This is a genomic window from Blastococcus sp. SYSU D00813 (genome assembly GCF_054050735.1).
On record NZ_JBJGZX010000018.1, the window covers coordinates 24,999 to 51,023 of the forward strand.

The 26,025-nt window shown below is 74.7% G+C and carries 28 protein-coding genes and 4 tRNA genes; 9 read left to right on the top strand and 23 right to left on the bottom strand.

The genetic code is table 11. From position 1 onward, the window contains the following. Window positions 1-29: 29 nt before the first annotated feature. The 16 genes from ruvB to ACI8AX_RS13905 all read right to left on the bottom strand — a co-directional run bounded on the left by ruvB (window position 30) and on the right by ACI8AX_RS13905 (window position 13,483). Window positions 30-1,154, bottom strand: coding sequence for a Holliday junction branch migration DNA helicase RuvB (gene ruvB / locus ACI8AX_RS13830; protein ID WP_456550407.1), 1,125 nt, complete (start codon window positions 1,152-1,154; stop codon window positions 30-32). After that, the gene (gene ruvA / locus ACI8AX_RS13835; protein WP_456550408.1) at window positions 1,151-1,792 is read right to left on the bottom strand and encodes a Holliday junction branch migration protein RuvA; all 642 of its coding nucleotides are present in this window, start codon (window positions 1,790-1,792) and stop codon (window positions 1,151-1,153) included. The genes ruvB and ruvA overlap by 4 nt, the downstream gene beginning before the upstream one ends. Before the next feature lie 5 nt (window positions 1,793-1,797). Then, a complete protein-coding gene (ruvC, locus tag ACI8AX_RS13840) occupies window positions 1,798-2,358 on the bottom strand; it encodes a crossover junction endodeoxyribonuclease RuvC (RefSeq protein ID WP_456550409.1) in 561 nt (186 codons plus the stop codon). Window positions 2,359-2,444: 86 nt separating this feature from the next. After that, the gene (locus tag ACI8AX_RS13845; protein WP_456550410.1) at window positions 2,445-3,197 is read right to left on the bottom strand and encodes a YebC/PmpR family DNA-binding transcriptional regulator; all 753 of its coding nucleotides are present in this window, start codon (window positions 3,195-3,197) and stop codon (window positions 2,445-2,447) included. Continuing rightward, complete coding sequence (pdxT, locus tag ACI8AX_RS13850) at window positions 3,194-3,853, bottom strand: pyridoxal 5'-phosphate synthase glutaminase subunit PdxT (RefSeq protein ID WP_456550411.1); 660 nt, start codon at window positions 3,851-3,853, stop codon at window positions 3,194-3,196. Before pdxT ends, ACI8AX_RS13845 begins: the two co-directional genes overlap by 4 nt. A gap of 11 nt (window positions 3,854-3,864) precedes the next feature. Continuing rightward, entirely contained in the window at window positions 3,865-4,980 is a 1,116-nt protein-coding gene (locus ACI8AX_RS13855; protein ID WP_456550412.1) for a heparan-alpha-glucosaminide N-acetyltransferase domain-containing protein, read from the bottom strand. 19 nt (window positions 4,981-4,999) lie between these two features. Beyond that, complete coding sequence (pdxS, locus tag ACI8AX_RS13860) at window positions 5,000-5,908, bottom strand: pyridoxal 5'-phosphate synthase lyase subunit PdxS (protein ID WP_456550413.1); 909 nt, start codon at window positions 5,906-5,908, stop codon at window positions 5,000-5,002. Window positions 5,909-5,973: 65 nt separating this feature from the next. After that, on the bottom strand, window positions 5,974-6,513 hold the full coding sequence (locus ACI8AX_RS13865; RefSeq protein WP_456550414.1) for a hypothetical protein: 540 nt from the start codon (window positions 6,511-6,513) through the stop codon (window positions 5,974-5,976). A gap of 9 nt (window positions 6,514-6,522) precedes the next feature. Next, complete coding sequence (locus ACI8AX_RS13870; RefSeq protein WP_456550415.1) at window positions 6,523-7,734, bottom strand: glycosyltransferase family 4 protein; 1,212 nt, start codon at window positions 7,732-7,734, stop codon at window positions 6,523-6,525. Beyond that, window positions 7,734-8,711: a phosphatidylinositol mannoside acyltransferase gene (locus ACI8AX_RS13875; protein ID WP_456550416.1), complete on the bottom strand. Its 978-nt coding sequence runs from the start codon at window positions 8,709-8,711 to the stop codon at window positions 7,734-7,736. The genes ACI8AX_RS13870 and ACI8AX_RS13875 overlap by 1 nt, the downstream gene beginning before the upstream one ends. Beyond that, the gene (pgsA, locus tag ACI8AX_RS13880) at window positions 8,708-9,340 is read right to left on the bottom strand and encodes a phosphatidylinositol phosphate synthase (protein ID WP_456550417.1); all 633 of its coding nucleotides are present in this window, start codon (window positions 9,338-9,340) and stop codon (window positions 8,708-8,710) included. Before pgsA ends, ACI8AX_RS13875 begins: the two co-directional genes overlap by 4 nt. A gap of 1 nt (window position 9,341) precedes the next feature. Continuing rightward, window positions 9,342-9,911, bottom strand: coding sequence for an HIT family protein (locus ACI8AX_RS13885; RefSeq protein ID WP_456550418.1), 570 nt, complete (start codon window positions 9,909-9,911; stop codon window positions 9,342-9,344). Then, window positions 9,908-11,935 carry a threonine--tRNA ligase gene (thrS, locus tag ACI8AX_RS13890; protein WP_456550419.1) on the bottom strand — a complete coding sequence of 676 codons (2,028 nt, stop codon included), beginning with the start codon at window positions 11,933-11,935 and terminating at the stop codon, window positions 9,908-9,910. The genes ACI8AX_RS13885 and thrS overlap by 4 nt, the downstream gene beginning before the upstream one ends. A gap of 108 nt (window positions 11,936-12,043) precedes the next feature. Next, window positions 12,044-12,619 (bottom strand): MOSC N-terminal beta barrel domain-containing protein, encoded by a 576-nt coding sequence (locus ACI8AX_RS13895; RefSeq protein WP_456550420.1) that lies wholly within the window; start codon window positions 12,617-12,619, stop codon window positions 12,044-12,046. 10 nt (window positions 12,620-12,629) lie between these two features. Continuing rightward, complete coding sequence (locus ACI8AX_RS13900; protein WP_456550421.1) at window positions 12,630-13,019, bottom strand: HNH endonuclease; 390 nt, start codon at window positions 13,017-13,019, stop codon at window positions 12,630-12,632. A gap of 44 nt (window positions 13,020-13,063) precedes the next feature. After that, window positions 13,064-13,483, bottom strand: a complete 420-nt coding sequence (locus tag ACI8AX_RS13905; protein WP_456550422.1) for an acyl-CoA thioesterase — start codon at window positions 13,481-13,483, stop codon at window positions 13,064-13,066. A gap of 139 nt (window positions 13,484-13,622) precedes the next feature. Between ACI8AX_RS13905 and ACI8AX_RS13910 the strand changes: the two genes are divergently transcribed. Further along, window positions 13,623-14,174: a dihydrofolate reductase family protein gene (locus ACI8AX_RS13910; protein ID WP_456550423.1), complete on the top strand. Its 552-nt coding sequence runs from the start codon at window positions 13,623-13,625 to the stop codon at window positions 14,172-14,174. A 58-nt stretch (window positions 14,175-14,232) separates the two neighbouring features. Here the strand turns inward: ACI8AX_RS13910 and ACI8AX_RS13915 are convergent. The 4 genes from ACI8AX_RS13915 to ACI8AX_RS13930 form a co-directional block, all read right to left on the bottom strand. Beyond that, a tRNA-Val gene (locus tag ACI8AX_RS13915) sits at window positions 14,233-14,304 on the bottom strand. A gap of 26 nt (window positions 14,305-14,330) precedes the next feature. Next, window positions 14,331-14,843 (bottom strand): TIGR02611 family protein, encoded by a 513-nt coding sequence (locus tag ACI8AX_RS13920; RefSeq protein WP_456550424.1) that lies wholly within the window; start codon window positions 14,841-14,843, stop codon window positions 14,331-14,333. A 26-nt stretch (window positions 14,844-14,869) separates the two neighbouring features. Continuing rightward, a complete protein-coding gene (locus ACI8AX_RS13925; RefSeq protein ID WP_456550425.1) occupies window positions 14,870-15,790 on the bottom strand; it encodes an anti-sigma factor domain-containing protein in 921 nt (306 codons plus the stop codon). Beyond that, window positions 15,787-16,416, bottom strand: coding sequence for a sigma-70 family RNA polymerase sigma factor (locus tag ACI8AX_RS13930; protein ID WP_456550426.1), 630 nt, complete (start codon window positions 16,414-16,416; stop codon window positions 15,787-15,789). Before ACI8AX_RS13930 ends, ACI8AX_RS13925 begins: the two co-directional genes overlap by 4 nt. Before the next feature lie 128 nt (window positions 16,417-16,544). On the opposite strand from ACI8AX_RS13930, the gene ACI8AX_RS13935 reads away from it, so the two are divergent. From ACI8AX_RS13935 to ACI8AX_RS13950, 4 genes are all read left to right on the top strand, one after another. Then, a complete protein-coding gene (locus ACI8AX_RS13935) occupies window positions 16,545-16,985 on the top strand; it encodes an SsgA family sporulation/cell division regulator (protein WP_456550427.1) in 441 nt (146 codons plus the stop codon). A gap of 70 nt (window positions 16,986-17,055) precedes the next feature. Then, window positions 17,056-17,128 (top strand) — tRNA-Gly (locus tag ACI8AX_RS13940). A 43-nt stretch (window positions 17,129-17,171) separates the two neighbouring features. Continuing rightward, window positions 17,172-17,242, top strand: a tRNA-Cys gene (locus tag ACI8AX_RS13945). 50 nt (window positions 17,243-17,292) lie between these two features. Beyond that, window positions 17,293-17,367, top strand: a tRNA-Val gene (locus ACI8AX_RS13950). Between the two features lie 101 nt (window positions 17,368-17,468). Here the strand turns inward: ACI8AX_RS13950 and coaE are convergent. Beyond that, window positions 17,469-18,074, bottom strand: a complete 606-nt coding sequence (coaE, locus tag ACI8AX_RS13955) for a dephospho-CoA kinase (RefSeq protein WP_456550428.1) — start codon at window positions 18,072-18,074, stop codon at window positions 17,469-17,471. A gap of 159 nt (window positions 18,075-18,233) precedes the next feature. Here coaE and ACI8AX_RS13960 point away from each other — a divergent pair, with 159 nt between their 5' ends. Continuing rightward, window positions 18,234-18,503 carry a hypothetical protein gene (locus ACI8AX_RS13960; protein ID WP_456550429.1) on the top strand — a complete coding sequence of 90 codons (270 nt, stop codon included), beginning with the start codon at window positions 18,234-18,236 and terminating at the stop codon, window positions 18,501-18,503. Window positions 18,504-18,631: 128 nt separating this feature from the next. Here ACI8AX_RS13960 and rpsA read toward each other — a convergent pair whose 3' ends face one another. After that, window positions 18,632-20,095 carry a 30S ribosomal protein S1 gene (gene rpsA / locus ACI8AX_RS13965; protein ID WP_456550430.1) on the bottom strand — a complete coding sequence of 488 codons (1,464 nt, stop codon included), beginning with the start codon at window positions 20,093-20,095 and terminating at the stop codon, window positions 18,632-18,634. A 231-nt stretch (window positions 20,096-20,326) separates the two neighbouring features. Between rpsA and ACI8AX_RS13970 the strand changes: the two genes are divergently transcribed. After that, window positions 20,327-21,157: a class I SAM-dependent methyltransferase gene (locus ACI8AX_RS13970; RefSeq protein ID WP_456550431.1), complete on the top strand. Its 831-nt coding sequence runs from the start codon at window positions 20,327-20,329 to the stop codon at window positions 21,155-21,157. A gap of 97 nt (window positions 21,158-21,254) precedes the next feature. Here ACI8AX_RS13970 and polA read toward each other — a convergent pair whose 3' ends face one another. Further along, window positions 21,255-23,993 carry a DNA polymerase I gene (gene polA / locus ACI8AX_RS13975; protein WP_456550432.1) on the bottom strand — a complete coding sequence of 913 codons (2,739 nt, stop codon included), beginning with the start codon at window positions 23,991-23,993 and terminating at the stop codon, window positions 21,255-21,257. 105 nt (window positions 23,994-24,098) lie between these two features. On the opposite strand from polA, the gene ACI8AX_RS13980 reads away from it, so the two are divergent. After that, a complete protein-coding gene (locus ACI8AX_RS13980) occupies window positions 24,099-24,503 on the top strand; it encodes a PaaI family thioesterase (protein WP_456550433.1) in 405 nt (134 codons plus the stop codon). 268 nt (window positions 24,504-24,771) lie between these two features. After that, a complete protein-coding gene (locus ACI8AX_RS13985; RefSeq protein WP_456550434.1) occupies window positions 24,772-26,022 on the top strand; it encodes a branched-chain amino acid ABC transporter permease in 1,251 nt (416 codons plus the stop codon). Window positions 26,023-26,025: the final 3 nt, after the last annotated feature.

Consider the following 26,025-nt stretch of genomic DNA (forward strand, 5'->3'; position numbering starts at 1 on the left):
AGTCGAGTTGCGCGCCAGCGACAGGCAGTCTAGGCGTCGAACAGCGGTTCGGTGTCCGGGCGCGCGGCTGGTGGGGCTGCTGAGCCACCCCCGAGGGGCAGTCCGCCGCGCGGCAGCGGCTGGTCCAGGTGCCGCCAGGCCGCCTCGGTGGCCACCCGGCCCCGCGGCGTGCGGGCGAGCAGCCCGGCGCGCACGAGGAACGGCTCGCACACCTCCTCGACGGTGTGCGGCTCCTCCCCCACGGCCACCGCCAGGGTCGAGACGCCGACCGGCCCGCCGCCGAAGCGCACCACCAGCGCCTCCAGCACGGCACGGTCCAGCCGGTCCAGGCCCAGGTCGTCGACGTCGTAGAGCGCCAGCGCGGCGCGGGCGACCGACCGGGTGACCCGGCCGTCGCCCTCCACCTCGGCGTAGTCGCGGACGCGGCGCAGCAGCCGGTTGGCGATCCGCGGGGTGCCCCGGGACCGCCAGGCGATCTCCGCCGAACCGTCGTCGGTCAGCTCGACCCCCAGCAGCTCGGCGCTGCGGGCCAGCACCTGCTGCAGCTCGGCCGGCTCGTAGAACTCCATCTGGCCGACGAACCCGAACCGGTCGCGCAGCGGGCCGGTGAGCAGGCCGGCGCGCGTGGTCGCCCCGACCAGGGTGAACGGGTTGATGTCCAGCGGGATGGCGGTGGCGCCGGGCCCCTTGCCGACGACGACGTCGACCCGGAAGTCCTCCATCGCCATGTACAGCAGTTCCTCGGCGGGCCGGGCGATGCGGTGGATCTCGTCGATGAAGAGCACGTCGCCGGGGCCGAGGTTGGACAGCATCGCCGCGAGGTCGCCGGAGCGCTCGATGGCCGGGCCGCTGGTGATCTTCACCGACGTGCCGAGCTCGGAGCCGATGATCAGGGCGAGGCTGGTCTTACCCAGGCCGGGGGGCCCGGACAGCAGCACGTGGTCCGGCGGCCGGCCGCGGCGCTTGGCTCCCTCGAGCACGAGCGCGAGCTGCCGGGCGACCTTGGGCTGGCCGATGAAGTCGTGCAGGGAGTGCGGCCGCAGCGCCGACTCGACGACGCGCTCCTCCTCGCCGGCCTGCGGCGAGACGGCGAACTGGCGGCCGAGGTCGTCGTCGACCTCACCGGACAGGCCCCGGTCGAACGGCGACGTCACGATCTACCCAGCAGCTGGATCGCCTGCCGGAGCAGCACGGAGATCTGCACCCCGCCGTTCGACTGCTGCTCCTCGGCGACGGGCGCGAGCGCGGTCAGCGCCGTGTCGGCCTCCTTGCCCGACCAGCCCAGGCCGACGAGGGCCACGGTGAGCTGGTCGCGCCACGGCGCCACCGGCGTGAGGGGGCCGGCGCCGGCGGGCAGCGCCGGGGCGCCGTCCAGCTGGGTGTCGGTGCTGGTGGTGCCCAGCCGGTCACGCAACTCGAGGATGAGGCGCTCGGCGCCCTTCTTGCCGATGCCCGGCACCTGCATCAGCGCCTTGACGTCGGCCGTCGACACCGCGCGGCGCACCTCGCGGGGCGGGTGGATGGCCAGCACCGCCTGCGCCAGCCGCGGGCCGACGCCGTTGGCCGTCTGCAGCAGCTCGAACAGCTGGCGCTCGTCGTCGTCGGCGAACCCGTACAGGGTCAGCGAGTCCTCGCGCACGACCAGGCTGGTCGACAGCCGCGCGTTCTCCCCCACCTGCAGCCGCGCGATCGTGCCCGGCGTGCACTGCACCGCCAGCCCGACCCCGCCGACCTCGACGACGGCGCCGTCCGGGCCGACCGCGGCCACCCGGCCGTTCACACTCGCGATCACGTACCTCAGACCCCCTGCCACCGCGGCAGCGTCCGCGGCTGGACGTTCGCGCCGATGCCCCCGGCCAGGGCCGCCACGCGCAGCCGCTGCTGGGCCGGGCCGCGCCAGACGTGGCAGACGGCCAGCGCGAGCGCGTCGGCCGCGTCGGCCGGCTTGGGCGCGGCGGCCAGGCCGAGCACGCGGGTCACCATCAGCGTGACCTGCTCCTTGTCGGCCCGGCCGTTGCCGGAGATCGCCGCCTTGACCTCGCTGGGCGTGTGCCAGGCGACCGGCCGGTCGGCCTGCGCGGCGGCCAGCGCGGCCACCCCCGCCGCCTGCGCGGTGCCGGTGGCCGTGCCCTTGTTGTTCTGCGTGAAGACCCGCTCGATGGCCACCACGTCGGGCCGGTGCTCGCGCAGCAGCGCCGTCACGGCCGTGTGCAGCTCCAGCAGCCGCAGCTCGAGGTCGAGCTCGGGCGAGCTGCGGACGACGCCCACGCCGACCGCGGCCGGCCGGGCACCCGGGCGGCCGTCGACGACGCCCCACCCGCACCGGGTGAGGCCGGGGTCGATGCCCAGCACCCGCATGGACGCCTCCTGACCGCTGCCGAACTGGTGTTCGACCGAGGCTAACCGGCGGGGACGACGGTCCGCCGCGGACACGCCCGCCGGGCTCAGCCGACCTTCTCGAGCACCTCGTCGGAGACGTCGTAGTTCGCGTACACGTTCTGCACGTCGTCGCAGTCCTCGAGCGCGTCGATCAGCCGGAAGACCTTGGCCGCGTTCTCCTCGTCGAGCTCGACGCTGACGCTGGGCACGAAGCCGGCGTCGGCGGAGTCGTAGTCGATGCCGGCGTCCTGCAGCGCGGTGCGCACGGCGACCAGGTCACCGGGCTCGCAGACGACCTCGAACGAGTCGCCCTGGTCGCGGACCTCCTCGGCGCCGGCGTCCAGGACCGCCATGAGCACCGAGTCCTCGTCGACCCCGTCGGCGGCGGGCACGACGATGACGCCCTTGCGGGAGAACAGGTAGGACACCGACCCCGGGTCGGCCATCGACCCGCCGTTGCGGGTCATCGCCGTGCGGACCTCCATGGCCGACCGGTTCTTGTTGTCGGTCAGGCACTCGATGAGGACGGCGACCCCACCGGGCGCGTAGCCCTCGTAGGTGATGCCCTGGTAGTCGACGCCACCGGCCTCGGCGCCGGAGCCGCGCTTGACGGCGCGGTCGATGTTGTCGTTGGGCACCGAGCTCTTCTTCGCCTTCTGGATGGCGTCGAACAGCGTCGGGTTGCCCGCCGGGTCACCGCCGCCGGTGCGGGCGGCGACCTCGATGTTCTTGATCAGCTTCGCGAAGAGCTTGCCGCGCTTGGCGTCGATCCCGGCCTTCTTGTGCTTCGTGGTCGCCCACTTGGAATGTCCGCTCACGACGGTCTCCTCTCCTCCCCGGCGACGGCGCCGGACCTGCGTCCCCGGGCGCTGCGCACGACCTCGACGAAGAGCGCGTGCACCCGGCGGTCCCCGGTCAGTTCGGGGTGGAAGCTGGTGGCCAGGAGGTCCCCCTGGCGAACCGCCACGATCTTACCGTCGCCCTCCGCGCCTTCGACCCGGCCGAGCACCTCGACGCCCGGCCCGGCCTCCTCGACCCACGGGGCGCGGATGAACACGGCGGGCACCGGCGGCCCGCCGAGGCCCGGGCCGGACAGCTCGACCCGGGACTCGAAGGAGTCCACCTGCCGGCCGAAGGCGTTGCGGCGCACCGTCACGTCGAGCCCGCCGACGGTCTCCTGCCCCTCGGCGGCGTCCACCAGCCGGTCGGCCAGCAGCACCATCCCGGCGCACGAGCCGTAGACCGGCAGCCCGGCGCGGACGGCGTCCCGCAGCGGCTGCATGAGACCCGACCGGACGGCGAGCTTGGCGATCGTCGTCGACTCCCCGCCGGGCAGCACCAGCCCGTCGACGGCGGCGAGCTCGGCCGGCCGGCGCACGGGTACCGCGGTGGCGCCCTCGCCGGCCAGCGCGGCCAGGTGCTCGCGGACGTCGCCCTGCAGGGCCAGCACCCCGACGACCGGTCCTCCGCGCACGGCCGGCCAATCTACGGCGTGCGGCGCCGCGACCCCTCCGCGGCCGGCGCGCCGGCCGCGGCGCGCGAGCTCCACGTGAGCACCCGCTCCAGCGGCCCGCGGCCGAGCAGCAGCCGCCACAGGCTCGCGGCGACGAGCGCGACCGCGCAGAACCGCAGCCACAGCCCCGTCCCGGCCGGGAACCCAGGGTCGAGCAGCGCGATGGCCACCAGGTGCCCGCTGTACACCGACAGGGCCAGCGCGCCGACCGAGGCCAGCGGCCAGACCGGCCAGGGCAGCAGGTCGGCCAGGACCAGGCACACCCCCAGCACGGCGAGCGCGACGCCGGTCGAGCCGACGACCTCGAACGTCGTCCCGCCGTGGGGCGCGGCGCCGCTGAGCCAGGCGAGGTCGAACTCGCCCAGGCGCCGGAACCCCTCCTCGACGCCGTCGGAGGCGCGGCCGCCGGCCCACGCGCGGGTGCTCCACCGGCCGCCCGCGTAGCCGAGCACGGCCAGTCCGGCGCCGGCGGCGACCAGCGCCGCCCGGGTGCGGGCCGCGCGCAGGTCCAGCCGCCCGACCGCCAGGCCGACGAGGACGAAGGTCCACCAGATGACGGCCGGGTAGAAGCCGGTCACGACGAGCTGCGCGAACGCCTGGTCGGCGTCCCCGTGCTCGGTGACCAGCTGCCCGGCGAACAGGTCGACCACCGGGGTGACGACCGCGAGCACCGCCGCGAGGGCGAGCAGCCGGGCCGGCGGCCAGCGCAGGAACGGCACGGCCAGCACGAACAGGACCGCGTAGACGCCGAGGATCACCGCGACGAAGGTGTCGAGCAGCTCCAGCAGCCCGCCGAGCAGGAACACCCAGGCGGCCCGCACCAGCACGCGCACCCGTGCCCGGACCAGCGCCTCGCCCGTGGCCGGCTCGCGTCCGCCGGACAGCAGGGCGATCGACACCCCGGCGAGGACGGCGAAGAGGATCGACGGGCGCCCGTCGACGACGGCCCGCCAGGTCGCGGGGTCCCAGGCCAGCTCGGCGTCGCGGCCGATGCCCATGTGGGCGCCGAACATGCCCAGGACGGCGACCCCGCGGGCCAGGTCGACACCACCGATCCGGCCGCCGGTCCGCACCGCGGCGGGCCTCACCGCGCCGGGGCCGGCGCGCTCACCAGCCGCGGGTGGCGAACCGCTCGGACCCCGGCAGCGTGGTCACGTCGATCCCGACCATCGCCTCGCCCAGGCCGCGGGAGACCTTGGCGATCACGTCGGGGTCGTCGTGGAAGGTGGTGGCCTGCACGATCGCCGCGGCCCGCTGCGCGGGGTCGCCGGACTTGAAGATGCCCGAGCCGACGAACACCCCCTCGGCACCCAGCTGCATCATCATCGCCGCGTCGGCCGGGGTGGCGATGCCGCCGGCGGTGAACAGCACGACCGGCAGCTCCCCGGTGCGGGCCACCTCGGCGACCAGGTCGTGCGGGGCGCGCAGCTCCTTGGCGGCGACGAACAGCTCGGTCCGGTCGAGGGTGGTCAGCCGGCGGATGCCGGCGCGGATGGCGCGCATGTGCCGGACGGCCTCGACCACGTTGCCGGTGCCGGCCTCGCCCTTGGAGCGGATCATCGCCGCGCCCTCGGCGATCCGGCGCAGCGCCTCGCCCAGGTCGGTGACGCCGCAGACGAACGGCACGGTGAACGCGTGCTTGTCGATGTGGTGGGCCTCGTCGGCCGGGGTGAGCACCTCGGACTCGTCGACGTAGTCCACGCCCAGGCTCTGCAGCACCTGCGCCTCGACGAAGTGCCCGATCCGCGCCTTGGCCATCACCGGGATCGACACCGCCGCGACGATCGACTCGATCATGTCCGGGTCGCTCATCCGCGCGATGCCGCCCTGGGCGCGGATGTCGGCGGGCACCCGCTCCAGCGCCATGACCGCGACCGCGCCGGCGTCCTCGGCGATCCGCGCCTGCTCGGGGGTGACGACGTCCATGATGACGCCGCCCTTGAGCTGCTCGGCCATCCCGCGCTTGACCGCGGTCGTGCCGGTGGCGTGCGGGGTGGACTGGTCGGGCGTCGACATCGCGGGAGCCTCGCAGGGGATCGGTGGGCGGGCCCTCGCTGGACCCACTCCATCCTAGAGAGGGCTCAGGGCCGCCCTCGGCCGGCGGCGTCGACCAGCTCCCCGTAGCTGTCGTCGATGTCGAAGTAGCGCGGCAGGGGGCGACGGGCGTGCAGCCGCAGCAGCCGCGGGAACCGGCGGCCGCGCAGCTCCCGGGTGTCGCGGACCGCGTCGTTGTAGAAGCGGCGGGCCAGCGCCACCCGCTGCGCGGTCCCGGCGAGGTCGGCGGCCAGCGCCTTCTCGGTCGCCGGCAGGTCGCGCAGCAGTCCGCGCAGCTCCCGGCCGAGCAGGTTCTCGGCGAGCTCCCGGTCGGGCGTCCAGGGCAGCCGGGCACCGTCGGCGGCCCGGGCCAGGCGGGCGGCGCGCTCGGGCTCGAGCGCGGCGGCTCCTCCGCGGGCGACCTCGGCGGCCAGGGCGGCGCGCCGCCGCAGCTGCGTCTCCAGCGCGGTCTGCGCGCGGTCCACGCGGGCCTCGAGGCGGCGGAGCCGGGCGAGGGTCCACGCCGTCCACGCGACGAGCAGCAGGACGACGACGCCGGCGGCGACGGCCCAGACGGTGAGACCCACGCGGGGAGGCTAGCGTCGGACGCGCCGCCGCAGGCGCTGCCGGTCCGGGTCGCGGCCGGCCAGCCCGACCACCGCGGCGTCGTCCTCGGCGGCGGTGACCTCGCCACCGCCGGGCAGCACGACCGTCTCGTACACGGCCAGCACCCGCCGGGCGACGACCGACCAGTCGTAGGCCCAGGCCGCGGCCCGGCCGCGCTCCGACAGCTCCGCGCGCCGGCCGGGGTCGTCCAGCAGGTCCGCGAGCGCGGCGGCGAGCGCGGCCGCGTCGCCCCGGCGGACCAGCACGCCCACCTCGCCGTCGGCCAGGACCGCGGCGAACGCGTCGAGGTCGCTGGCGACGATCGGCGCCCCCGCGGCGAGCGCCTCGATGAGGATGATCCCGAAGGACTCCCCCAGCAGGTTGGGCGCGCAGTAGACGTCGACCGAGCGCAGGAACGCGGCCTTGTCCGCCTCGGTGAGCTCGCCGAGCAGCTCGACGTGCGGCCGCAGCTCCGGGGCGATCGACGCACGCAGCGCGTCGGGATCGCCGCGGCCGGCGATGAGCAGGCGGGCGTCGGGGTGCCGCCGGACCACCTCGCCCATCGCCTCGAGCAGCACGGGCAGGCCCTTGCGCGGCTCGTCGTAGCGGCCGAGGAAGCCGATCGTCGGGGCGCCGGTCCCGCGCCCCCGGCCGGGCAGCGGGGGGCCCTCGGCGAACGCGGCCACGTGCACGCCGTTGGGGATGACGACGGCGTCGCCGCCCAGGTGCTCGACCTGCAGCCGGCGGGCGAAGTCGGAGACGGCGATGCGGCCGCTGATCCGCTCCAGCCACGGCCGGATGACCGGCCCCCAGGCGATCAGCCACTTCGAGCGCACGGTCGCCGCGTGGAAGGTCGCCACGATCGGGCCCTCGGCGAGGATGAGCACGAGCAGCCCGATCGACGGCGGGGCCGGGTCGTGCACGTGCACGACGTCGAAGTGGCCCTCGCGCAGCCACCGGCGCACGCGGGCGGCGGAGATCGGGCCGAACTGCACGCTGGCCATCGACCCGTTGTAGGGGACCGGCACGGTGCGCCCGGCGAAGGTGACGTGCTCGGCGGGCAGCGACTCCTCGTGCTCGGCCGGGGTCAGGATCTCCACGTGGTGGCCGAGGCCGCGCAGCGTGTCGGCGAGGTCGCGGACGTGGTACTGGACGCCGCCGGGGCGGTCCCAGCGGTAGGGGCAGACCAGGCCGATCCGCATCAGGCGCGCTCCGCGTCGGGCGGCACGTCGGGCCAGATCCGCGACAGCACGTGCCAGTCCTCGGGGTGGCGGGCGATGGTGCCGGCGAAGGCGTCGGCGACCTGCTGGGTCGCCGCGTGCACCCGGTCGCGCAGCCGCCCGGCGCCGTCGACCGGCACCTCCGGGTGGAACACCACCCGCCAGCCGCGCGCGGTGAACGAGGGGACGGCGGGCACGAGCGCGGCCCCGGTCTGCGCGGCCAGCAGCGCCGGCCCGGAGGGCATCGTCGTCGGCCGCCCGGCGAAGGTCACCGGCACGCCGTTGCGCGGCAGGTCGCGGTCGGACAGCAGGCAGATCGCGCCGCCGCCGTCCAGCCACTCCCTGAGGACCGTCGCGCTGGGCCGCGGTCCACCGGTCAGCGGGACGATCCGCATGCCGAGGGACTCCCGGAACGCCACGAAGCGGCGGTACAGGGACTCGGGTCGCAGCCGCTCGGCCACCGTCATGAACGGACCGCCCAGGTACTCGACGAACCACATCCCGGCGGCGTCCCAGTTCCCGCTGTGCGGCAGGGCGGCGACCACCGGCCGGCCTCCCGCCCGCGCCCGGTCCATGTGCTCCCCGCCCTCGATCTCGGTGTCGCGGACGATGCGCGCGGGGTCCAGCCGCGGCAGGCGGAAGGCCTCCTGCCAGTAGCGGCCGTAGGAGCGCATGGCCCGGCGGGTCAGCGCGTCGAGGGCCGCCTCGTCGAGCGTGCCGCCGGTGACGACCCGCAGGTTGGCGCGCAGCTGGCGGACGCCGGTCCCGTCGCGGCGCGCGACCCGGTCGAAGGCGGCGTCGAAGCCGCCCCGGGCGATCGGCTCGGGCAGCGCCTTGACCGCGCCCCACCCGGCGGCGAAGCCGAGGTCGGTGAGCCGGGCGGTGGCCCGCTCGCGCAACCCCGCGGGCGCGGGGTCCCCGGGAGCCGGCGGGGCGACCTCCCGTGCCTGCGCGGTCACGGCGCCGCCGGGGTGCTGGGCAGCTGCCGGCCCGCGGCCTGGCGGTGCACCTCCGCACCCCGCTGCGCGACGGTGACGACGCTGCCCACCAGCAGCAGCCACAGCCCGACGTGCACCGCGTACGGCACCCCGAGGCCGGACAGCCCGGTGCCGGTCAGCACGAGGATGAGGCGCTCGGTCCGCTCGACCACCCCGACGTCGCAGCGCAGGCCCACGCCCTCGGCGCGTGCCTTGACGTAGCTGGTCAGCACCGACAGGACGAGGCACAGCAGCGCCAGCAGGGCGAGCAGCCGGTTGTCGCCCTCGCCGGTGAACCACCAGACGAGGGCGCCGAACACCGCCGCGTCGACCAGCCGGTCGAGGCTGGAGTCGAGCACGGCGCCGAACAGCGAGCCGCCGCCGCGGGCCCGGGCGAGCGCGCCGTCGAGCATGTCGAGCAGCACGAACACCGTCACGGTGAACGCGCCCCAGAACAGGTGACCGGTGGCGATCAGGCCGAGCGCGCCGGCGACGGAGCCGAGGGTGCCGGTCACCGTCACCGCGTCGGCGGTGACGCCCGCCCGCAGCAGCGTCGCGACCACCGGCGCCCAGAACCGCCCGACGGCGGCGCGGGCACCCGCGCCGAGCACGTCAGCGCTCCCCGGCGCCGGCGGCCGGCCAGGACGCGGCCAGCAGCGCGCGGGTCTCGCGCAGCACCTGCGGCAGCACCCGGGTCAGCCCGATGACCGGCATGAAGTTCGTGTCCCCGCCCCAGCGCGGCACCGCGTGCTGGTGCAGGTGGTCGGCGATGCCGGCACCGGCCACCGATCCCTGGTTCATCCCGATGTTGAACCCGTGCGCGCCGCTGACCGCGCGCACCACCCGCATCGCCGTCTGGGTGAAGGCGCCGAGCTCGGCGACCTCCTCCGGCGTGAGGTCGGTGTAGTCCGGCACGTGCCGGTACGGCACGACCATGAGGTGGCCGGCGTTGTACGGGTAGAGGTTGAGGACGGCGAACACCGTGCGCCCGCGGGCGACGACCAGCCCCTCCTCGTCGTCCATCCGCGGGATCAGGCAGAACGGGCAGTCGTGCTCGCCCGTGGGCTTGCCCTCGCCGCGGATGTAGGCCATCCGGTAGGGCGTCCACAGGTGCTCGAAGACCGTCGTCGGACCGCCGTCGTCGCCGGCGACCGCGGCGAGGTCCTCGTCGCCCCCCGTCATCCGGCCACCTGCAGCGCCTCGGCCGACGGGTCGGCGTTGGCTCGGGACGCGACGTAGCCGGCGATCGCCGCCACGGCCTGCTCCACCGGGACGCCGTTGTGCTGGCTGCCGTCGCGGAAGCGGAAGGAGACCGCGCCCGCCTCGGCGTCGGTCGCCCCGGCGATGAGCACGAACGGCACCTTCTGCTTGCTGGCCGTCCGGATCTTCTTCTGCATCCGGTCGTCGGAGTCGTCGACCTCGACCCGGATGCCCTGGGCCCGCAGCCGCAGCGCGACGTCGGTGAGGTAGGGCACCTGCTCGTCGGTGACCGGGACGCCGAGCACCTGGACCGGGGCCAGCCAGGCCGGGAACGCGCCGGCGTAGTGCTCGGTGAGCACGCCGAAGAACCGCTCGATCGAGCCGAACTTCGCCGAGTGGATCATCACCGGCTGCGCGCGGTCACCGCCGGGGGTCGTGTACTCCAGGCCGAAGCGGGCGGGCTGGTTGAAGTCGTACTGGATGGTCGACATCTGCCAGGTGCGGCCGATGGCGTCGCGGGCCTGCACGGAGATCTTCGGCCCGTAGAAGGCGGCGCCGCCCGGGTCGGGGACGAGCTCCAGGCCGGTCTCGCGGGCGGCCTCCTCCAGGACGGCGGTGGCCACGGCCCACTCTTCGTCGGAGCCGATGAACTTCTCCGACTCCCCGCGGGTGGACAGCTCCAGGTAGTAGTCGTCGAGGCCGAAGTCGCGCAGCAGCCCGAGGACGAAGGCCAGCAGGTGGCGGATCTCGCCGGGTGCCTGCTCGGGGGTGACGTAGCTGTGCGAGTCGTCCTGGGTGAGCCCGCGCACCCGGGTGAGGCCGTGGACGACGCCGGACTTCTCGTACCGGTACACCGACCCGAACTCGAAGAAGCGCAGCGGCAGCTCCCGGTAGGACCGCCCGCGCGACCGGAAGATCAGGTTGTGCATCGGGCAGTTCATGGCCTTGAGGTAGTACTCGCTGTTCTCCAGTTCCATCGGCGGGAACATGGTGTCGGCGTAGTACGGCAGGTGCCCCGAGGTCTCGAAGAGCACGCCCTTGGAGATGTGCGGCGTGCCGACGTACTGGAAGCCCTCCTCGATGTGCCGGCGGCGGACGTAGTCCTCCATCTCCCGCTTCACCACCCCGCCCCTGGGGTGGAAGACCGCGAGGCCGGAGCCGATCTCGTCGGGGAAGCTGAACAGGTCCAGCTCCACCCCCAGGCGGCGGTGGTCGCGGCGCTCGGCCTCGGCGAGCTGCTCCAGGTAGGCCTTGTGGGCCTCCCTGCTCTCCCAGGCGGTGCCGTAGACGCGCTGCAGCTGCGGGTTCTTCTCGCTGCCCCGCCAGTACGCGGCGGCGCTGCGGGTCAGCGAGAACGCCGGGATGTTGCTGGTGCGCGGCAGGTGCGGGCCGCGGCACAGGTCGGTCCAGACCCGGTCGCCGGTGCGGGCGTCGAGGTTGTCGTACATCGTCAGCTGGGCGCCGCCGACCTCGACGTCGGCCCCCTCGGCCGCCTCCCCCGCGCCGCCCTTGAGCCCGATGAGCTCGAGCTTGTACGGCTCGTGGGCGAGCTCGGCCTCGGCGTCGGCGTCGCTGATCTCGCGGCGGGCGAAGTGCTGGCCGGCGCGGACGATCTCGGTCATCCGCTTCTCGAGCGCCTGCAGGTCCTCGGGGGTGAACGGCCGCTCGGGGTCGAAGTCGTAGTAGAAGCCGTTCTCCACCGGCGGGCCGATGCCCAGCCGGGTGCCGGGGAACAGGTCCTGCACCGCCTGGGCGAGCACGTGCGCGGTCGAGTGCCGGATGACCGCGCGGCCGTCGGGGCTCGCCGCCGGCACGGGCTCCACGTCGGCGTCGGCGTCGGGCACCCAGGCGAGGTCCTTGAGGTCGCCGGTCGCGACCTCGCGGACGACGACGGCGCCGTCGGGGCCCTTGAGCGGCACACCGGCGTCCTTGAGCGCCTGCTGGGCCGTCGTCCCGGCCGGCACCCGGATCGGGGCGACAGCGGTGGGGGTGGGCGCGGCGGGCACGGGGACTCCTACGGGGTTTCGCGACGGCGCCCGGCCGGGCAGCCGGACACCTGCAGGGTATCCACCGGCGCACCCCCGTTCGGTGCGCGTCGCCGGTCGGCCCGGTGGTCAGCCGGCGGGGGGCTCCGCCTCGTCCTCCAGCCGCACGGGGTCGCCGACGGCCACCCGGCCGGGCGCGAGCACCTCGGCGTACACGCCCAGGCAGTGCTTGGGCGTGCGGGTGACCCGCAGCAGCGCCTCCCCCACCCGCAGCCGCCGGCCGACCCAGTCGCGCTCGTCGCCGCCGTCCAGCGCGAGCAGCAGGTTGGCCCGCGGGTCGTCGGCCGAGCAGCCCTCGGGCACGTCCCCGGCCGCGGCCCGGTCGACCGCCTGCCGGCTGACCAGGTGGACGGCGGCCGCGTCGACCTGCGGACCCGCGTCCGAGGCGGCCAGCCGCACCGGCCGGCCCAGCACCGCGGTCAGCGTCTCGGTGTCGGCCCCGGCGTCCCCGGTGGCGACCACCTCGCGCATCCGCGGCGTCGTCTTCACGGTCACCCGCTCACCGGTCGTCGCGTCGACCACCGCGTACGTCCGGTCGCCGCGCAGCCCGGCGGCGTCCACGTGCGCCTCGGGCACCGTCCGGCCGCCGAGCGACTTCACCGGGTAGACCGCCACCTGCTCGACCGTGCCGACCACCGTCTCCACGGACGCGACGCTACGCACCCGCGGCGCGCGGGGCCCTGCGCCTCAGCCGCCGGAGCTGGGCGTCGAGGTAGGGCCGGGCGCGCCGCTGACCGCCGCGCTCGGCGATGGCGGCGGCCAGCGCGGTGAGCGACCGCTCCAGCCGGGCCCCGTCGGGCGACCAGCCGCGCCGGCGGCACTCCTCCAGCCACTCCACCGGCGCCACGTGGCCGCGTGCGGCGTTGCACCGCCGGCAGGCCGCGACCTCGTTCTCGGGCCAGGACGGGCCGCCCTTCACCCGGGGCACCACGTGCTCGGTGGTGGGCGGCACCAGCCCGCCGAGGACCCGGCCGCACCAGATGCAGGTGGCGCCGTCCCGGGCCAGCGCCGCGGTCAGCCGGGCGGCGCGGTCGGGCTGGGGCACTCCCCCATCGTCCGCGCCTCCGGCCTCCCGTGCAGGGCCGCCGGTCAGCCCGCCGCGGTGGGGGCGGGGACGGCGATGGTCGCCAGCGCGGCGCGCTGCCGGTCGGTCAGCGGGACGGCGGCGGTGCGGCCCGCGTCCACGTGCGCCACCACGACCTGCGCGTCGACGACGGGCCGGCCGCCCTGGTGCACGCGCACGGCGAGCTCCACCGACGTCCGGCCGACCCGGACGACGCCCACCTCGAAGTCGGCCGGGGCCACGAAGACCTCGTGCCGGTAGTCGAACGCCGCCCGGACGACGGCGATGTCCCGCGGCGGCAGGACGTCGTCCCCCAGGTCCAGCAGCACCTGCTCCCACACCTGCGACACCGCCTCGACGACGAGGTGGTGCGGCGCGTGGTCGCCCTCGCGGTCGGAGCCGTCGGGGTGCGGGCGGGCGGCGACGGGACGGCTGAGCACGGGCACGTCCGGGCACGCTAGCCGGACGCCCACGGAACGGATCCGGCCGCCACCGATGAGGAACCGCACCGCCCTCCGTCTCCCCTCCGACAGACTCACCGCCGGCGGCCACCGGGCCGCGGCGAGCTCCTCAGGAGGAAGACCCATGGGCGCGATCAGGGTGCACGAGTTCACGACCGTCGACGGGGTGGTGGACGCCCCGATGTGGACGATGGACTACGGGTTCCCCGACGACCTGGCCGGGTCCATCGGCTCCCTCACCGCGCCGGCGCAGGGGATCCTGCTGGGCCGGACCACGTTCACGATGTTCGCCCCGGCCTGGTCGACCCGCACCGCCGAGGACGACCCGGGCGCGCCGTTCTTCAACGACACCCCCAAGCACGTCGTGTCCTCGACGCTGACCGACGCCGAGTCGGTCTGGCGCAACTCCTCGGTGCTCGGCGGCTACGACGCCGACCGCATCCGGGAGCTCAAGGCCCGGGGCGACCTGTACGTCAGCGGCAGCGCCACGCTGGTCCGCGCCCTGGTCGCCGACGGCCTGGTCGACGAGCTGCACCTGTACGTCTACCCGGTGGCCGTCGGCGAGGGCATCCGCCTGTTCCCCGAGGGGACGGCGCGGACGCCGCTGTCGCTGCTGGGCGCCGAGGCGCTGTCCAACGGGGTGGCGCACCTGACCTACGGCCCGGCCGCCGGCTGAGTCGCGCCCCAGAGACGACGAGGGCCCCGGGTCTGTCGACCTGGGGCCCTCGTGCCGGTGGGCGATACTGGGTTCGAACCAGTGACCTCTTCGGTGTGAACGAAGCGCTCTACCACTGAGCCAATCGCCCGGTGCGCCTCTGATTGTGCCAGACGCCTACCGCCAGAGCGGCACCCACCCCGGTACCCAGTCGGGGACGCCGGTGAGGTGCAGCGTCACCACGAGCACGCCGTAGACGAACGCCGCGGTGGCCAGCGCCACGAGGCCGCGGACCCACACGGGCTGGCGGCCCAGCCAGTCGGTCCAGGCCTTGACGTTGCGCTTGGTGAACTCGAGCAGGCGCTCGGCCCAGAAGAACTCGCTGGCGAGCACGAAGAGACCGGCGATGACGGTCAGCCAGCCGGGACCGGGCAGCGGGATGGTCGCCAGCCCGACCGCGACGATCAGGCCGCCGACCACGCCGACGCCGACGCGGTAGGCGTGGTCGGTGCTGCGCCGCGCGGCGATCCGCCGGCGCCAGCCGGTCTCGGCGACGCGCTCGCGCAGGGAGCGGACGCCGTCGTCGGCGAAGTGCGCCCGCCGCGCCTCGTCCGGCGGCCGGGCGGTCCCGCCGGCGGCCGCCTCACCGCTGCGGGGCGTGGGCAGCGACGCCCGCCCGGGGGCCGCCACCGTCTCCTGCTCGCTCAGCTCGTCACCTACCCGCTCGCGACCACCACCGTCGGTTCCGACGGCGCCTCCCGACCCGGCTCGAGACTGACCGCATAGCCCTCGAAGTCGTCCAGCCCGGTCGTGGTGGAGCGTACGGTCTGGACGTCGGTCCGGGAACGGTCCACGTCGAAGGTGCCCAGCGGGACCGGGGAGTCCCCGTCGATCCCCCACACCACGTAGACCTGCGACTCCTGGTCGTTGAGCGGCAGCCCCTGCGTGACCACCTGGACCTGCGAGTCTCGGGCCACGACCGTCGCCACCTGACCGTCGTCGCCGGAGAGCGGGGCGATGGTCGCCGTCCCCGGCTCCAGGAGGGACTGCACCACCCGTTCCTGGTCGGCGGCCTGCTCGACGGCGTCGTCCCGGGCGTCGCTGAGGACGACGTTCCAGGTGCCCAGCCCCAGGATCGCGGCCACCGCCGCGGCGACGAGCGCGTTGGGCAGCACCCGGCGCCAGGACGGGCGCGGGTCGGCCGGCCGCGGCGCCGGCGGCCGGTAGTCCGGGAAGCCGGTGGCCCGGGTCGCGCCGCCGCCCGGCGCCGGGGTGCTCGCCGGCCCGGGCCGCGGCTGGGCCGGAGGCGCGGGCCGGGCCGGGGGCTGCGCGGGCGGGTCGGCGAGCGGCTGCGGCGCCTGCGGCACCTGCGGCACCTGCGGCGTCTCCTCCACGGCCGCGCGCAGCCGGTCCCGCAGGCCGGGGCTCGGCTCGGCCTGGGGCAGGTCCTGCGCCAGGGCCCCCATCACCTCGGAGGTCTCGGCCACGGTCCGCGCGCAGCGGGCGCAACCGGGCAGGTGGGCGGCGAAGACGACCTCGTCCTCGGGCTCGAGCGCGTGCAGCGCCCAGCCGACCGCGAGCTCGTCGTACACCTCGTGACCGTCCGGCTCCAGCCGGGGCCCGCGCCGCTCGCTCACCGGGACGTCCCCAGGGCGCCACCGGGCGCGGCACCGGCCACGCCGCCCAGCTCGGTCCGCAGTCGCCGCATCCCGGCGAGCATGCGCGTCTTGACGGTGCCCAGGGGTGCGTCCGTGAGAGCTGCCACCTCCCGCTGGGTGTACCCGCCGTAGTAGGCGAGGGTCAGCGCCTCGCGCTGCGCCTCCGGGAGGTTCCCCAGCGCGCTGCGGACGCGGTCGGCGACGACGCGCCGCCAGACGTCGTCCTCGACGTCGGCGGTCGCCGTCGGCGCGGCGAGCGCCACCTCGTCCTCGGCGCGGGACTGGCGGCGGCGCTGGGACTCCTCGCGCCGGACGGCGTCGACGGCCTTGTGGTGGACCATCGCCAGGAACCAGGACGCGAAGCTGCCGCGCGCGCCGTCGTAGGCCCCGGGGTCCCGCCAGACGGCGAGGAACGCGTCCTGCAGGACGTCCTCGGCCAGCACGTCGTCGGCCAGCACCCGCTTCGCCAGCGCGAAGGCCGGACGGCGGAAGCGCTCGTAGAGGTCGTCGACCGCCGACCGGTCGCCCGCACGCAGCCGGGCGACGAGGTCGGCGTCCCCGGGATCGTCCCCGAGTCGACGCGCGGGACGGCTCACGGTTCCCATCGTCACACGGGGCCTTCGTCGCAGGGCGCCGCGTCGGTTCAGCTCGTGCGGGCGCGCCGACGCACGGCCGCGACACGCCCGGGATGCACCCGTGCGTCACCCGACCACCACTCGGTCGTTGCCCGGTCATGGCGAGCCGCTCCACCCCCGGACACTCCACCTCCACGACGCTGCACCTGGTCGGTCCGCACTCCTGGACCGAGGTGCCGGCGACGCTCGGCTACGAGGTGGCCGACCCCTTCGCCGTCCGGATCGCCTTCGGCGACCCCGGTGCGGACGACGGCATCTCGTGGCTGCTGGCGCGGGACCTGCTGCGCGCGGGGCTGGACCGGCCCGCCGGCGAGGGCGACGTCCGGCTGTGGCCGGCCCGCACCACCGGTGACGTCCTCTTCCTGCACCTGCGGGCCCCCTCCGGCGAGGCGCTGTTCGAGGTGTCGCGGGCCGCGGTGGCCGCCTTCCTGCGGCAGACCGAGCAGCTGGTGCCCCCGGGCGAGGAGTCGGCGGTCCTGCGGGTGGACGACGAGCTGGCGGCCCTGCTGTCCGGCGGCGCCGACCCCGGGGCCCGCTGATCCCTCCCCACCCCGAGGGGGACCCCCCCTGAAACGGGTCCGCCGGGCCGTGTAATGTTCTCCCTGCAACGCGGACGTGGCTCAGTTGGTAGAGCATCACCTTGCCAAGGTGAGGGTCGCGGGTTCGAATCCCGTCGTCCGCTCGGAACCTCGGGCGCTGGTCGCGAGACCGGCGCCCGTGTGTGCGGTGGAGTGGCCGAGAGGCGAGGCAACGGCCTGCAAAGCCGTCTACACGGGTTCAAATCCCGTCTCCACCTCGTCTCGCTCGCGAGGGCGGTGGAGCGGGCCGGTCACCAGACCGGACCCCGGGCGATTAGCGCAGTGGTAGCGCGCTTCCCTGACACGGAAGAGGTCACTGGTTCGAACCCAGTATCGCCCACCAGCACGAGAGGCCCCGACCATCCGGTCGGGGCCTCTCGTCGTCTGCGGGGCGCGAGGCAGCCAGGGGTCAACCCAGCCGGGGGGCCCGAGGCCTCCGCGGGCTCAGCCCAGGTGGGGGGCCACGTGCTCGGCCCAGAAGCGGTCCACCTGGGCGGCCAGCTGCTCGGGCGAGCCGCTGTTGTCCAGGACGACGTCGGCCACGGCCCGCCGCTGCTCGTCGGTGGCCTGGACGGCGATCCGGGCGCGGGCGTCGTCCTCGGACATCCCCCGCCGCACCAGCCGCTGCAGCCGGGTCTCCAGGTCGGTCTCGACGACCAGCACCAGGTCGTGCGCGCCGCCGCGGCCGCCCTGGCCGGACTCGACGAGCAGCGGGATGTCGTGCACGACGACGCCGTCGTCGGGGACCGCCGCCGCGAGCTCCGCGGCCCGCTCCCGCACCAGCGGGTGCACGATCGCGTTCAGCCGCTCCCGGGCCTCGGGGTCGGCGAAGACCACCGCGCCCAGCGCCGGCCGGTCCAGCGTGCCGTCGGGGGTCAGCACGCCCTCGCCGAAGGCGGCGACGACCGCCGCGAGGCCCGGGGTGCCCGGTTCGACCACCTCGCGGGCGATGGCGTCGGCGTCGACGACCACCGCGCCGCGCTCGGCCAGCAGCCGCGACACGGTGCTCTTCCCCGACCCGATCCCACCCGTCAACCCGATGCGCAGCACGCACGGACAGTAGCCAGCACGCTGCCGACCATCACGGACAGGTAACACGGGCCCGTCCCGCCCGGCGCGTCGCACCAGTCCCACCCGTCACGCTGCATAACGTCCGCCTCGGCGATCTCCCGAACGCCGAGGTAGTACGCCAAGGAAGGCAGAACCGCGATGTCGCGTCCCACGCAGGCCACCGTCCCGACCTCCCCCGCGGGCTCCCGCGGCCGGCACCGGCTCGACCGGCCCTCCGGCGTGCGGGCCAGCGACCTGCCCGGCGTCCGCGAGCGGCTGGCCCAGCGCGAGGCGGCCGACGTGCGGCCGCGCAACGCGTTCCTCCGCTGGCTGACCACCAGCGCCCCGGCCGGCCGGCACACCTGGGCGTTCCTCGCCGGGTCCGGCGGCCGCCCGCGCACCGCCTTCGCCATCATCCTGAGCCTGTAGCGGCACGGGAGGCCGGCGCGCGGGCCAACCTCCCGCCGCGTCCCTCCCCCGGACAGCACGGAGGCCCAGGACCGGTCGGTCCTGGGCCTCCGTGGTCGAGCTGTCAGCTCACCTCAGCGCGGCGGTGGTCACTCCCCGCCGGCGAGCTTGGCCCGCAGCGCGGCGAGCGCCTCGTCGCTGGCCAGGGTGCCCCCCGAGGCGTCGGACGCGCCGGCGTCCCCACCCGAGGAGTAGTTCCCACCCGCGGCGGCCTCGGCGTCGGCCTCCTTGGCAGCGGCGATCTGCTTCCGGTGCGCCTCGTACCGCGCCTGGGCCTCGGCGTACTGCCGCTCCCAGGTCTCCCGGGCCTCCTCGTAGCCCTCGAGCCACTCGCCGGTCTCCGGGTCGAAGCCCTCGGGGTAGATGTAGTTGCCCTGCTCGTCGTAGCTGGCGGCCATGCCGTAGGCGGCGGGGTCGAACACGTCCTCGTCGCCGACGACGCCCTCGTTGGCCTGCTTGAGCGACAGCGAGATCCGGCGGCGGTCCAGGTCGATGTCGATGACCTTGACCAGGATCTCGTCGCCGACCTGCACGACCTGCTCGGGGATCTCCACGTGGCGCTCGGCCAGCTCGGAGATGTGCACCAGACCCTCGATGCCCTCGTCGACGCGGACGAACGCACCGAAGGGCACCAGCTTGGTGACCTTGCCGGGCACGACCTGGCCGATCTGGTGCGTCCGGGCGAACTGACGCCACGGGTCCTCCTGCGTCGCCTTCAGCGACAGGGAGACCCGCTCGCGGTCCAGGTCGACGTCGAGGACCTCGACGGTGACCTCCTGGCCCACCTCGACGACCTCGGACGGGTGGTCGATGTGCTTCCAGGACAGCTCGGAGACGTGCACCAGGCCGTCGACGCCACCCAGGTCCACGAAGGCACCGAAGTTGACGATCGAGGAGACGACGCCGGTCCGGACCTGGCCCTTGGCGAGCTTGTTGAGGAACTCGCTGCGGACCTCGGACTGCGTCTGTTCCAGCCACTGCCGACGGGAGAGGACGACGTTGTTGCGGTTCTTGTCGAGCTCGATGATCTTGGCCTCGAGCTCGCGGCCCACGTAGGGCTGCAGGTCGCGGACGCGGCGCATCTCGACCAGCGAGGCGGGGAGGAACCCGCGCAGGCCGATGTCGAGGATGAGACCGCCCTTGACGACCTCGATGACGGTGCCGGTGACGACCTCGTCGGCTTCCTTCTTCGCCTCGATCGTGCCCCAGGCGCGCTCGTACTGGGCGCGCTTCTTGGACAGGATCAGGCGGCCTTCCTTGTCCTCCTTCTGGAGGACCAGGGCTTCCACCTCGTCGCCGACCTTGACGACCTCGTTGGGGTCGACGTCGTGCTTGATGGAGAGCTCACGCGAGGGGATGACGCCCTCGGTCTTGTAGCCGATGTCCAGCAGCACCTCGTCCCGGTCGACCTTGACGATGACGCCCTCGACGATGTCGCCATCGTTGAAGTACTTGATCGTCTGGTCGATCGCGGCGAGGAAGTCCTCGGCGGTGCCGATGTCGTTCACCGCGACCTGCGGGGTGCTGTTAGGACGGACCTGGGTGGAGGTCATGTGGTCGAGTGCTCCGGACGGGGGATGCGTAGGGACAGGACGTCCCGCGGCCGGGTGACCGCGGGGAGCGGGGAGAGCCAGCGCGCGCTGGTACTCAAGAAGGGCAGAGCCCCCGGTGAGGGACAGCGTTGACAGACCTCTGGCGCATCCCCATGGTACGGAGCCCGGGGCACCCCGGTCCACCTGGGTCCGGCCCCGGTCCGCGGCCCCGGCGTGTCACGCTCCCGGGTGATGACCTCCCTCCCCCTCGGCCCCGACGGCTACCCCGCTGCCGGCGGCGTCGCCCGCCGTCGCGCCGGCGACGCCGAGTCCGCCCGCGCCAACCGCCGCTGGTGGGACGCGGCCGCGCCCGCCTACCTCGCCGAGCACGGCGACGACCTCGGCGACGTCGACTTCCTGTGGTGCCCGGAGGGCCTCCGCGAGGGCGACGCGCACCTGCTGGGCGACGTCGCCGGACGCCGGGTGCTCGAGGTGGGCTGCGGCTCGGCGCCCTGCGCGCGCTGGCTGCGCCGGGCGGGCGCGGACGTCGTCGCGCTGGACCTGTCGGCCGGGATGCTGGCCCGCGCCGCCGGGCTGAACCGGGCGACCGGGCTGGCCGTCCCGCTGCTGCAGGCCGACGTCAGCGCCCTGCCGCTGGCCGGCGCCGCCGTGGACGTCGTGTGCTCGGCGTTCGGCGGGCTGCCCTTCGTCGCCGACGTCGAGGGCGCGCTGCGGGAGGTCGCGCGGGTGCTGCGCCCGGGCGGCCGGTTCGTCGCGTCGGTGAACCACCCCATGCGCTGGCCGCTGCCGGACTCCCCCGACCCCGCCGACCTGACCGTGACGTCGTCCTACTTCGACCGCACGCCCTACGTGGAGACCGACGACGACGGGCGGGCCACGTACGTCGAGCACCACCGCACGGTCGGCGACTGGGTGCGGGCGGTGGTCGGCGCCGGGCTGGTGCTCGACGACCTGGTGGAGCCGGAGTGGACGCCGGGCCGCACGCAGGAGTGGGGGCAGTGGTCCCCCGCCCGCGGCGCGCTGGTGCCCGGGACGCTGATCCTGGTCGCCCACCGACCGTGAACCTCGACCTCGACCACACCTCGAGAGCTGTGGTCGTGGCCCCGATGCAGGGCCCCGCGCCGAGCATGCGAGGCGTGGGGGGCATCGGGGTCCTCCCTCAGTGGGCGGCGGCGTCCCAGCTGGCGCCGAAGCCGACGGAGACCTCCAGGGGCACCGACAGCTGCGCCGCGCCGGCCATCTCGCGGCGCACCAGGGTCTCCAGCGCGTCCCGCTCCCCCGGCGCCACCTCGAGCACGAGCTCGTCGTGGACCTGCAGCAGCATCCGCGACCGCAGCCCCTCGGCGGCGATGGCCTCCTCGACCCGCAGCATGGCGACCTTGATGACGTCGGCCGCCGAGCCCTGGATCGGGGCGTTGAGCGCCATCCGCTCGGCCATCTCCCGCCGCTGCCGGTTGTCGCTGGTGAGGTCGGGGAGGTACCGGCGGCGGCCGAGGGTGGTGACCGTGTAGCCGGTCCGCCGGGCCTCGTCGACCACGGAGTCGAGGTAGTCGCGGATGCCGCCGAAGCGCTCGAAGTAGGCGTGCATCTGCCCGCGCGCCTCCTCCGGGGTGATCCGCAGCTGCTGCGCGAGCCCGTAGGCCGACAGCCCGTAGGCCAGGCCGTAGCTCATCGCCTTGATCCGGCGGCGCATCTCCGGGTCGACCTGCTCGATCGGGATGTCGAAGGCCTTCGACGCCACGAACGAGTGCAGGTCCTCCCCCGACGTGAAGGCCTCGATGAGGCCCTCGTCGCCGGACAGGTGCGCCATGATCCGCATCTCGATCTGGCTGTAGTCGGCGGTCATCAGCGACTCGAAGCCGCCGCCCACCACGAACGCCTGCCGGATGCGGCGTCCCTCGGCGGTGCGGATCGGGATGTTCTGCAGGTTCGGGTCGGTCGAGCTGAGCCGGCCGGTCGCCGCGATCGTCTGCTGGAACGTGGTGTGGATGCGACCGCCGTCGTCGACCATCGGGATGAGCCCGTCGATCACCGTGCGCAGCCGCGTCACGTCACGGTGACGCAACAGGTGCTCGAGGAACGGGTGCCCCGTCTGCGCCAGCAGCGAGGTGAGGGCCTCGGCGTCGGTCGTGTACCCGGACTTGATCTTCTTGGTCTTGGGCAGCGCCAGCTCGTCGAACAGCACGGTCTGCAGCTGCTTGGGCGAGCCGAGGTTCACCTCGTGGCCGATGACGGCGTAGCACTCGGCGGCCGCGGCCGCGACGCCCTCGGCGAACTCGCGCTGCAGCTCGTGCAGGAAGTCCAGGTCAGCGGCGATGCCGCGGTACTCCATGGCGGCGAGCACCCGGGTCAGCGGCAGCTCGATCTCGCCGAGCAGCGAGTCGCCGCCGCGCTGGCCGAGCACGGACTCCAGCGCGTCGGACAGGTCGTTGACCGCCACCGCCTTGAGGACGTCGGCGTGCGCCGCCTCGGCCGCGAGGTCGGCCTCGCTGGGGCCCATCCCGTCCAGCGTCAGCTGGCTCTCCTGCGCGGCGGCGTCCTTGAGCTCGCGGCGCAGGTAGCGCACGGCCAGGTCGGCCAGGTCGAAGGAGCGCTGGCCGGGGGTCGCGAGGTAGGCGGCGAGCTCGGTGTCGCTGACCAGCCCGCGCAGCTCCCAGCCCCGCGCCCAGACCGCCAGCAGCGGGCCCTTCACGGCGTGGGCGACCTTCGGCCGGTCGGCGTCGGCCAGCCACGCGGCCAGCGCCTGCTCGTCGGCGGGGTCCAGGTCGGGCCCGAGGTCGACGAAGGTGGCGTGGTCGTCGCCGGCGGCCAGGGCCAGCCCGGTCAGCTCGCCGGTGCCCCGGCCCCAGGTGCCGCGGAACACCAGCCCGGTGCGACCGCGCGCGTGCGCGTCCAGCCAGGCGCCCAGCCCGCCGGGCGCCACGTCGTCGGCGGTGACCTCGAAGCCGCCCTCGACCTCCGGCTCGGCGCTGGACAGCGTGGCGAACAGCCGGTCGCGCAGCACCCGGAACTGCAGGTTGTCGAACAGGGTGTGGACCTCGTTGCGGTCCCACGGCTGGACGGCGAGGTCGACGGGCCCCACCTCCAGCGGCACCGCACGGTCGAGCTCGGTGAGCCGCCGGTTCTGCAGCACCGACGACAGGTGCTCGCGCAGCTTCTCGCCGACCTTGCCCTTCACCGTGTCGACCCGGTCGACCAGCTGGTCGAGGGAGCCGTACTCCCGGACCCACTTGGCCGCGGTCTTCTCCCCGACGCTCGGGATGCTCGGCAGGTTGTCGCTCGGGTCGCCCCGCAGCGCCGCGAAGTCCGGGTACTGCGCCGGGGTCAGCCCGTACTTGGCCTCGACCTCCTCCGGCGTGAACCGGGTCAGGTCGGACACGCCCTTGCGCGGGTAGAGCACCGTCACGTGCTCGTTGACCAGCTGCAGCGCGTCGCGGTCGCCGGTGCAGATCAGCACGTCCATGCCGGCGTCGACCGCCTGCACGGTGAGGGTGGCGATGACGTCGTCGGCCTCGAAGCCCTCGGCGGTGATCACCGGCACGTGCAGGGCGGCGAGCACCTCCTGGATCAGGCTCACCTGGCCGCGGAAGTCCGTGGGGCTCTCCGACCGGTTGGCCTTGTATTCCGCGTAGATCTCGCTGCGGAAGGTCTTGCGGCCGACGTCGAACGCCACGGCGAGGTGCGTGGGCGCCTCGTCGCGCAGCACGTTGATCAGCATCGACGTGAAGCCGTAGACGGCGTTGGTCGGCTGGCCGGTGGTCGTGGAGAAGTTCTCGACCGGCAGCGCGAAGAAGGCGCGGTAGGCCAGCGAGTGCCCGTCGAGCAGCAGCAGACGCGGGCGCTGCCCGCTCGGGGTCGAGGGGGCGGCGGGCGCGGGGGTGGTGACCGGTGCGGACATCGCCCGCGATCCTAGGTCCGCCCACCGACAGCCACGGGAGCGCGAGCGGCGAAGCGGGCGGGGTCGCCGCGGGGCGCCGGCGGCGCGCGGCTAGCGTGCCGGGACGTGATCCCCGCCCCGCCCGACTGGATCCCGGCCGGCCAGAGCAGCCCGCTCGACGACAAGCTCGGCATCCGCATCACCGACTTCGACCCGGACCGCACCGTCGCGACGATGCCGGTCGAGGGCAACGAGCAGCCCTACGGACTGCTGCACGGTGGCGCGACCTGCGCGCTGGTGGAGTCGGTGGGCTCCTGGGCGGCGGCCCTGAACGCCGGCCCCGAGCGCAGGGTGGTGGGCATCGAGCTCAACGCCAGCTACCTGCGGGCGGCGACCGCCGGCACCGTCACCGCGGTGGCGACGCCGGTCCGCCGGGGCCGGACGCTGTCGACGTTCACGGTCGAGGTCACCGACGACACCGGCCGCGTGACGGCCACCGCCCGGCTGACGTGCATGGCCACAGCGACCTGAGCACCGGGCCCCGCCGGACGCCTCCGACGTGTCGCCCCGTCGCGACGGAGTGACACCGGCGGGTCGCGGAACGGTCACAGGTGACCGGGGACGGACATGTTGTGCAACATCTCTGGGTTACCTTCCGTGCTCCACTCACACGCAGGGAGCACGCGTGACGCACGCGCCAGATCGCGTCCGCCGGGAAGACCCCCGTCGGACGCCGTCCCCTTCCGCGGGGCGGGCCGGCACGACCGGCCACCGACCGTCGCACCGGCGGCACGTCGTCTTGCGACTGCTGCTGGTCACCTTCTTCGGGCTCGCGATCGCCGCGCTCACGCCGGGCGTCGCCTCGGCGGAGGGCGAGCAGGTCCGCGGGACGCTGACCACCGGCGCCACCGGCCCCATCGAGGGGGTGACGATCACGGTCGAGACCGCCGACGGGCAGGAGGTCGGCGAGGGCGAGAGCGACGAGCGCGGGCGGTTCTCCGTCCCGGTGCCCGGACCGGGTGAGTACGTCGTCACCCTCGACGCCGACTCCCTCCCCGAGGGTGTCTCGGTCGGCGGCGCCGGCGACACCCGCACCGTCACCGTCGAGCTCAACGGCCGCGAACCGGTCAACTTCGCCCTGTCCGACGGGCAGCGCGGCAGCGGCAGCGATCGCATCCTCGCCGTCCAGCTCTTCGTCGACGGCCTGCGGTTCGGCCTGCTGATCGCGATCAGCGCGGTGGGCCTGTCGCTCATCTTCGGGACGACGGGGCTGACCAACTTCGCGCACGGCGAGCTGGTCACCATCGGCGCGATCGTCGCCTTCTACCTCAACGTGGACGCCGACATCCCGCTGGTCGCCTCCGCGGTGATCGCCGTCGTCATCGGCGGCCTGGTCGGTGCCCTCAACGAGCTCGGGCTGTGGCGCCCCCTGCGCCGGCGCGGGACCGGCCTGGTCGCGGCGCTGGTCGTCTCCATCGGTCTGTCCCTGGCGGTGCGCTACCTGATCCAGACGGTCTACGGCGGGCGCTCCAACCCCTACATCGACTACCAGTCGCAGCGGGCCCGGGACTACGGCGCCTTCGCCCTCACCGACCGCGACCTGTACTCGATCATCATCTCGCTGGTCGTGCTCCTCGCCGTCGCGGTGATGCTGCAGCGCAGCCGGATCGGCAAGGCGATGCGCGCGGTCGCCGACAACCGCGACCTGGCCGCCTCGTCCGGCATCGACGTGAACCGCGTGATCCTCGTCGTGTGGGTCATGGGCGGCGCGCTGGCCGCGCTGGGCGGCGTGCTGCTCGGGCTGTCGGACCAGGTCCAGTGGGACATGGGCTTCCGGCTCCTGCTGCTCATGTTCGCCGGCGTCACCCTCGGTGGCCTCGGGACGGCGTACGGCGCCCTGGTGGGCAGCGTCATCGTCGGCGTCTTCGTGCAGATGTCCACGCTCGTCATCCGCGACGACATGAAGTACGTCGGAGGGCTGCTGCTCTTGATCCTCATCCTCGTCGTCCGGCCCCAGGGCATCCTGGGCAGCCGCGCCCGGATCGGCTGACCG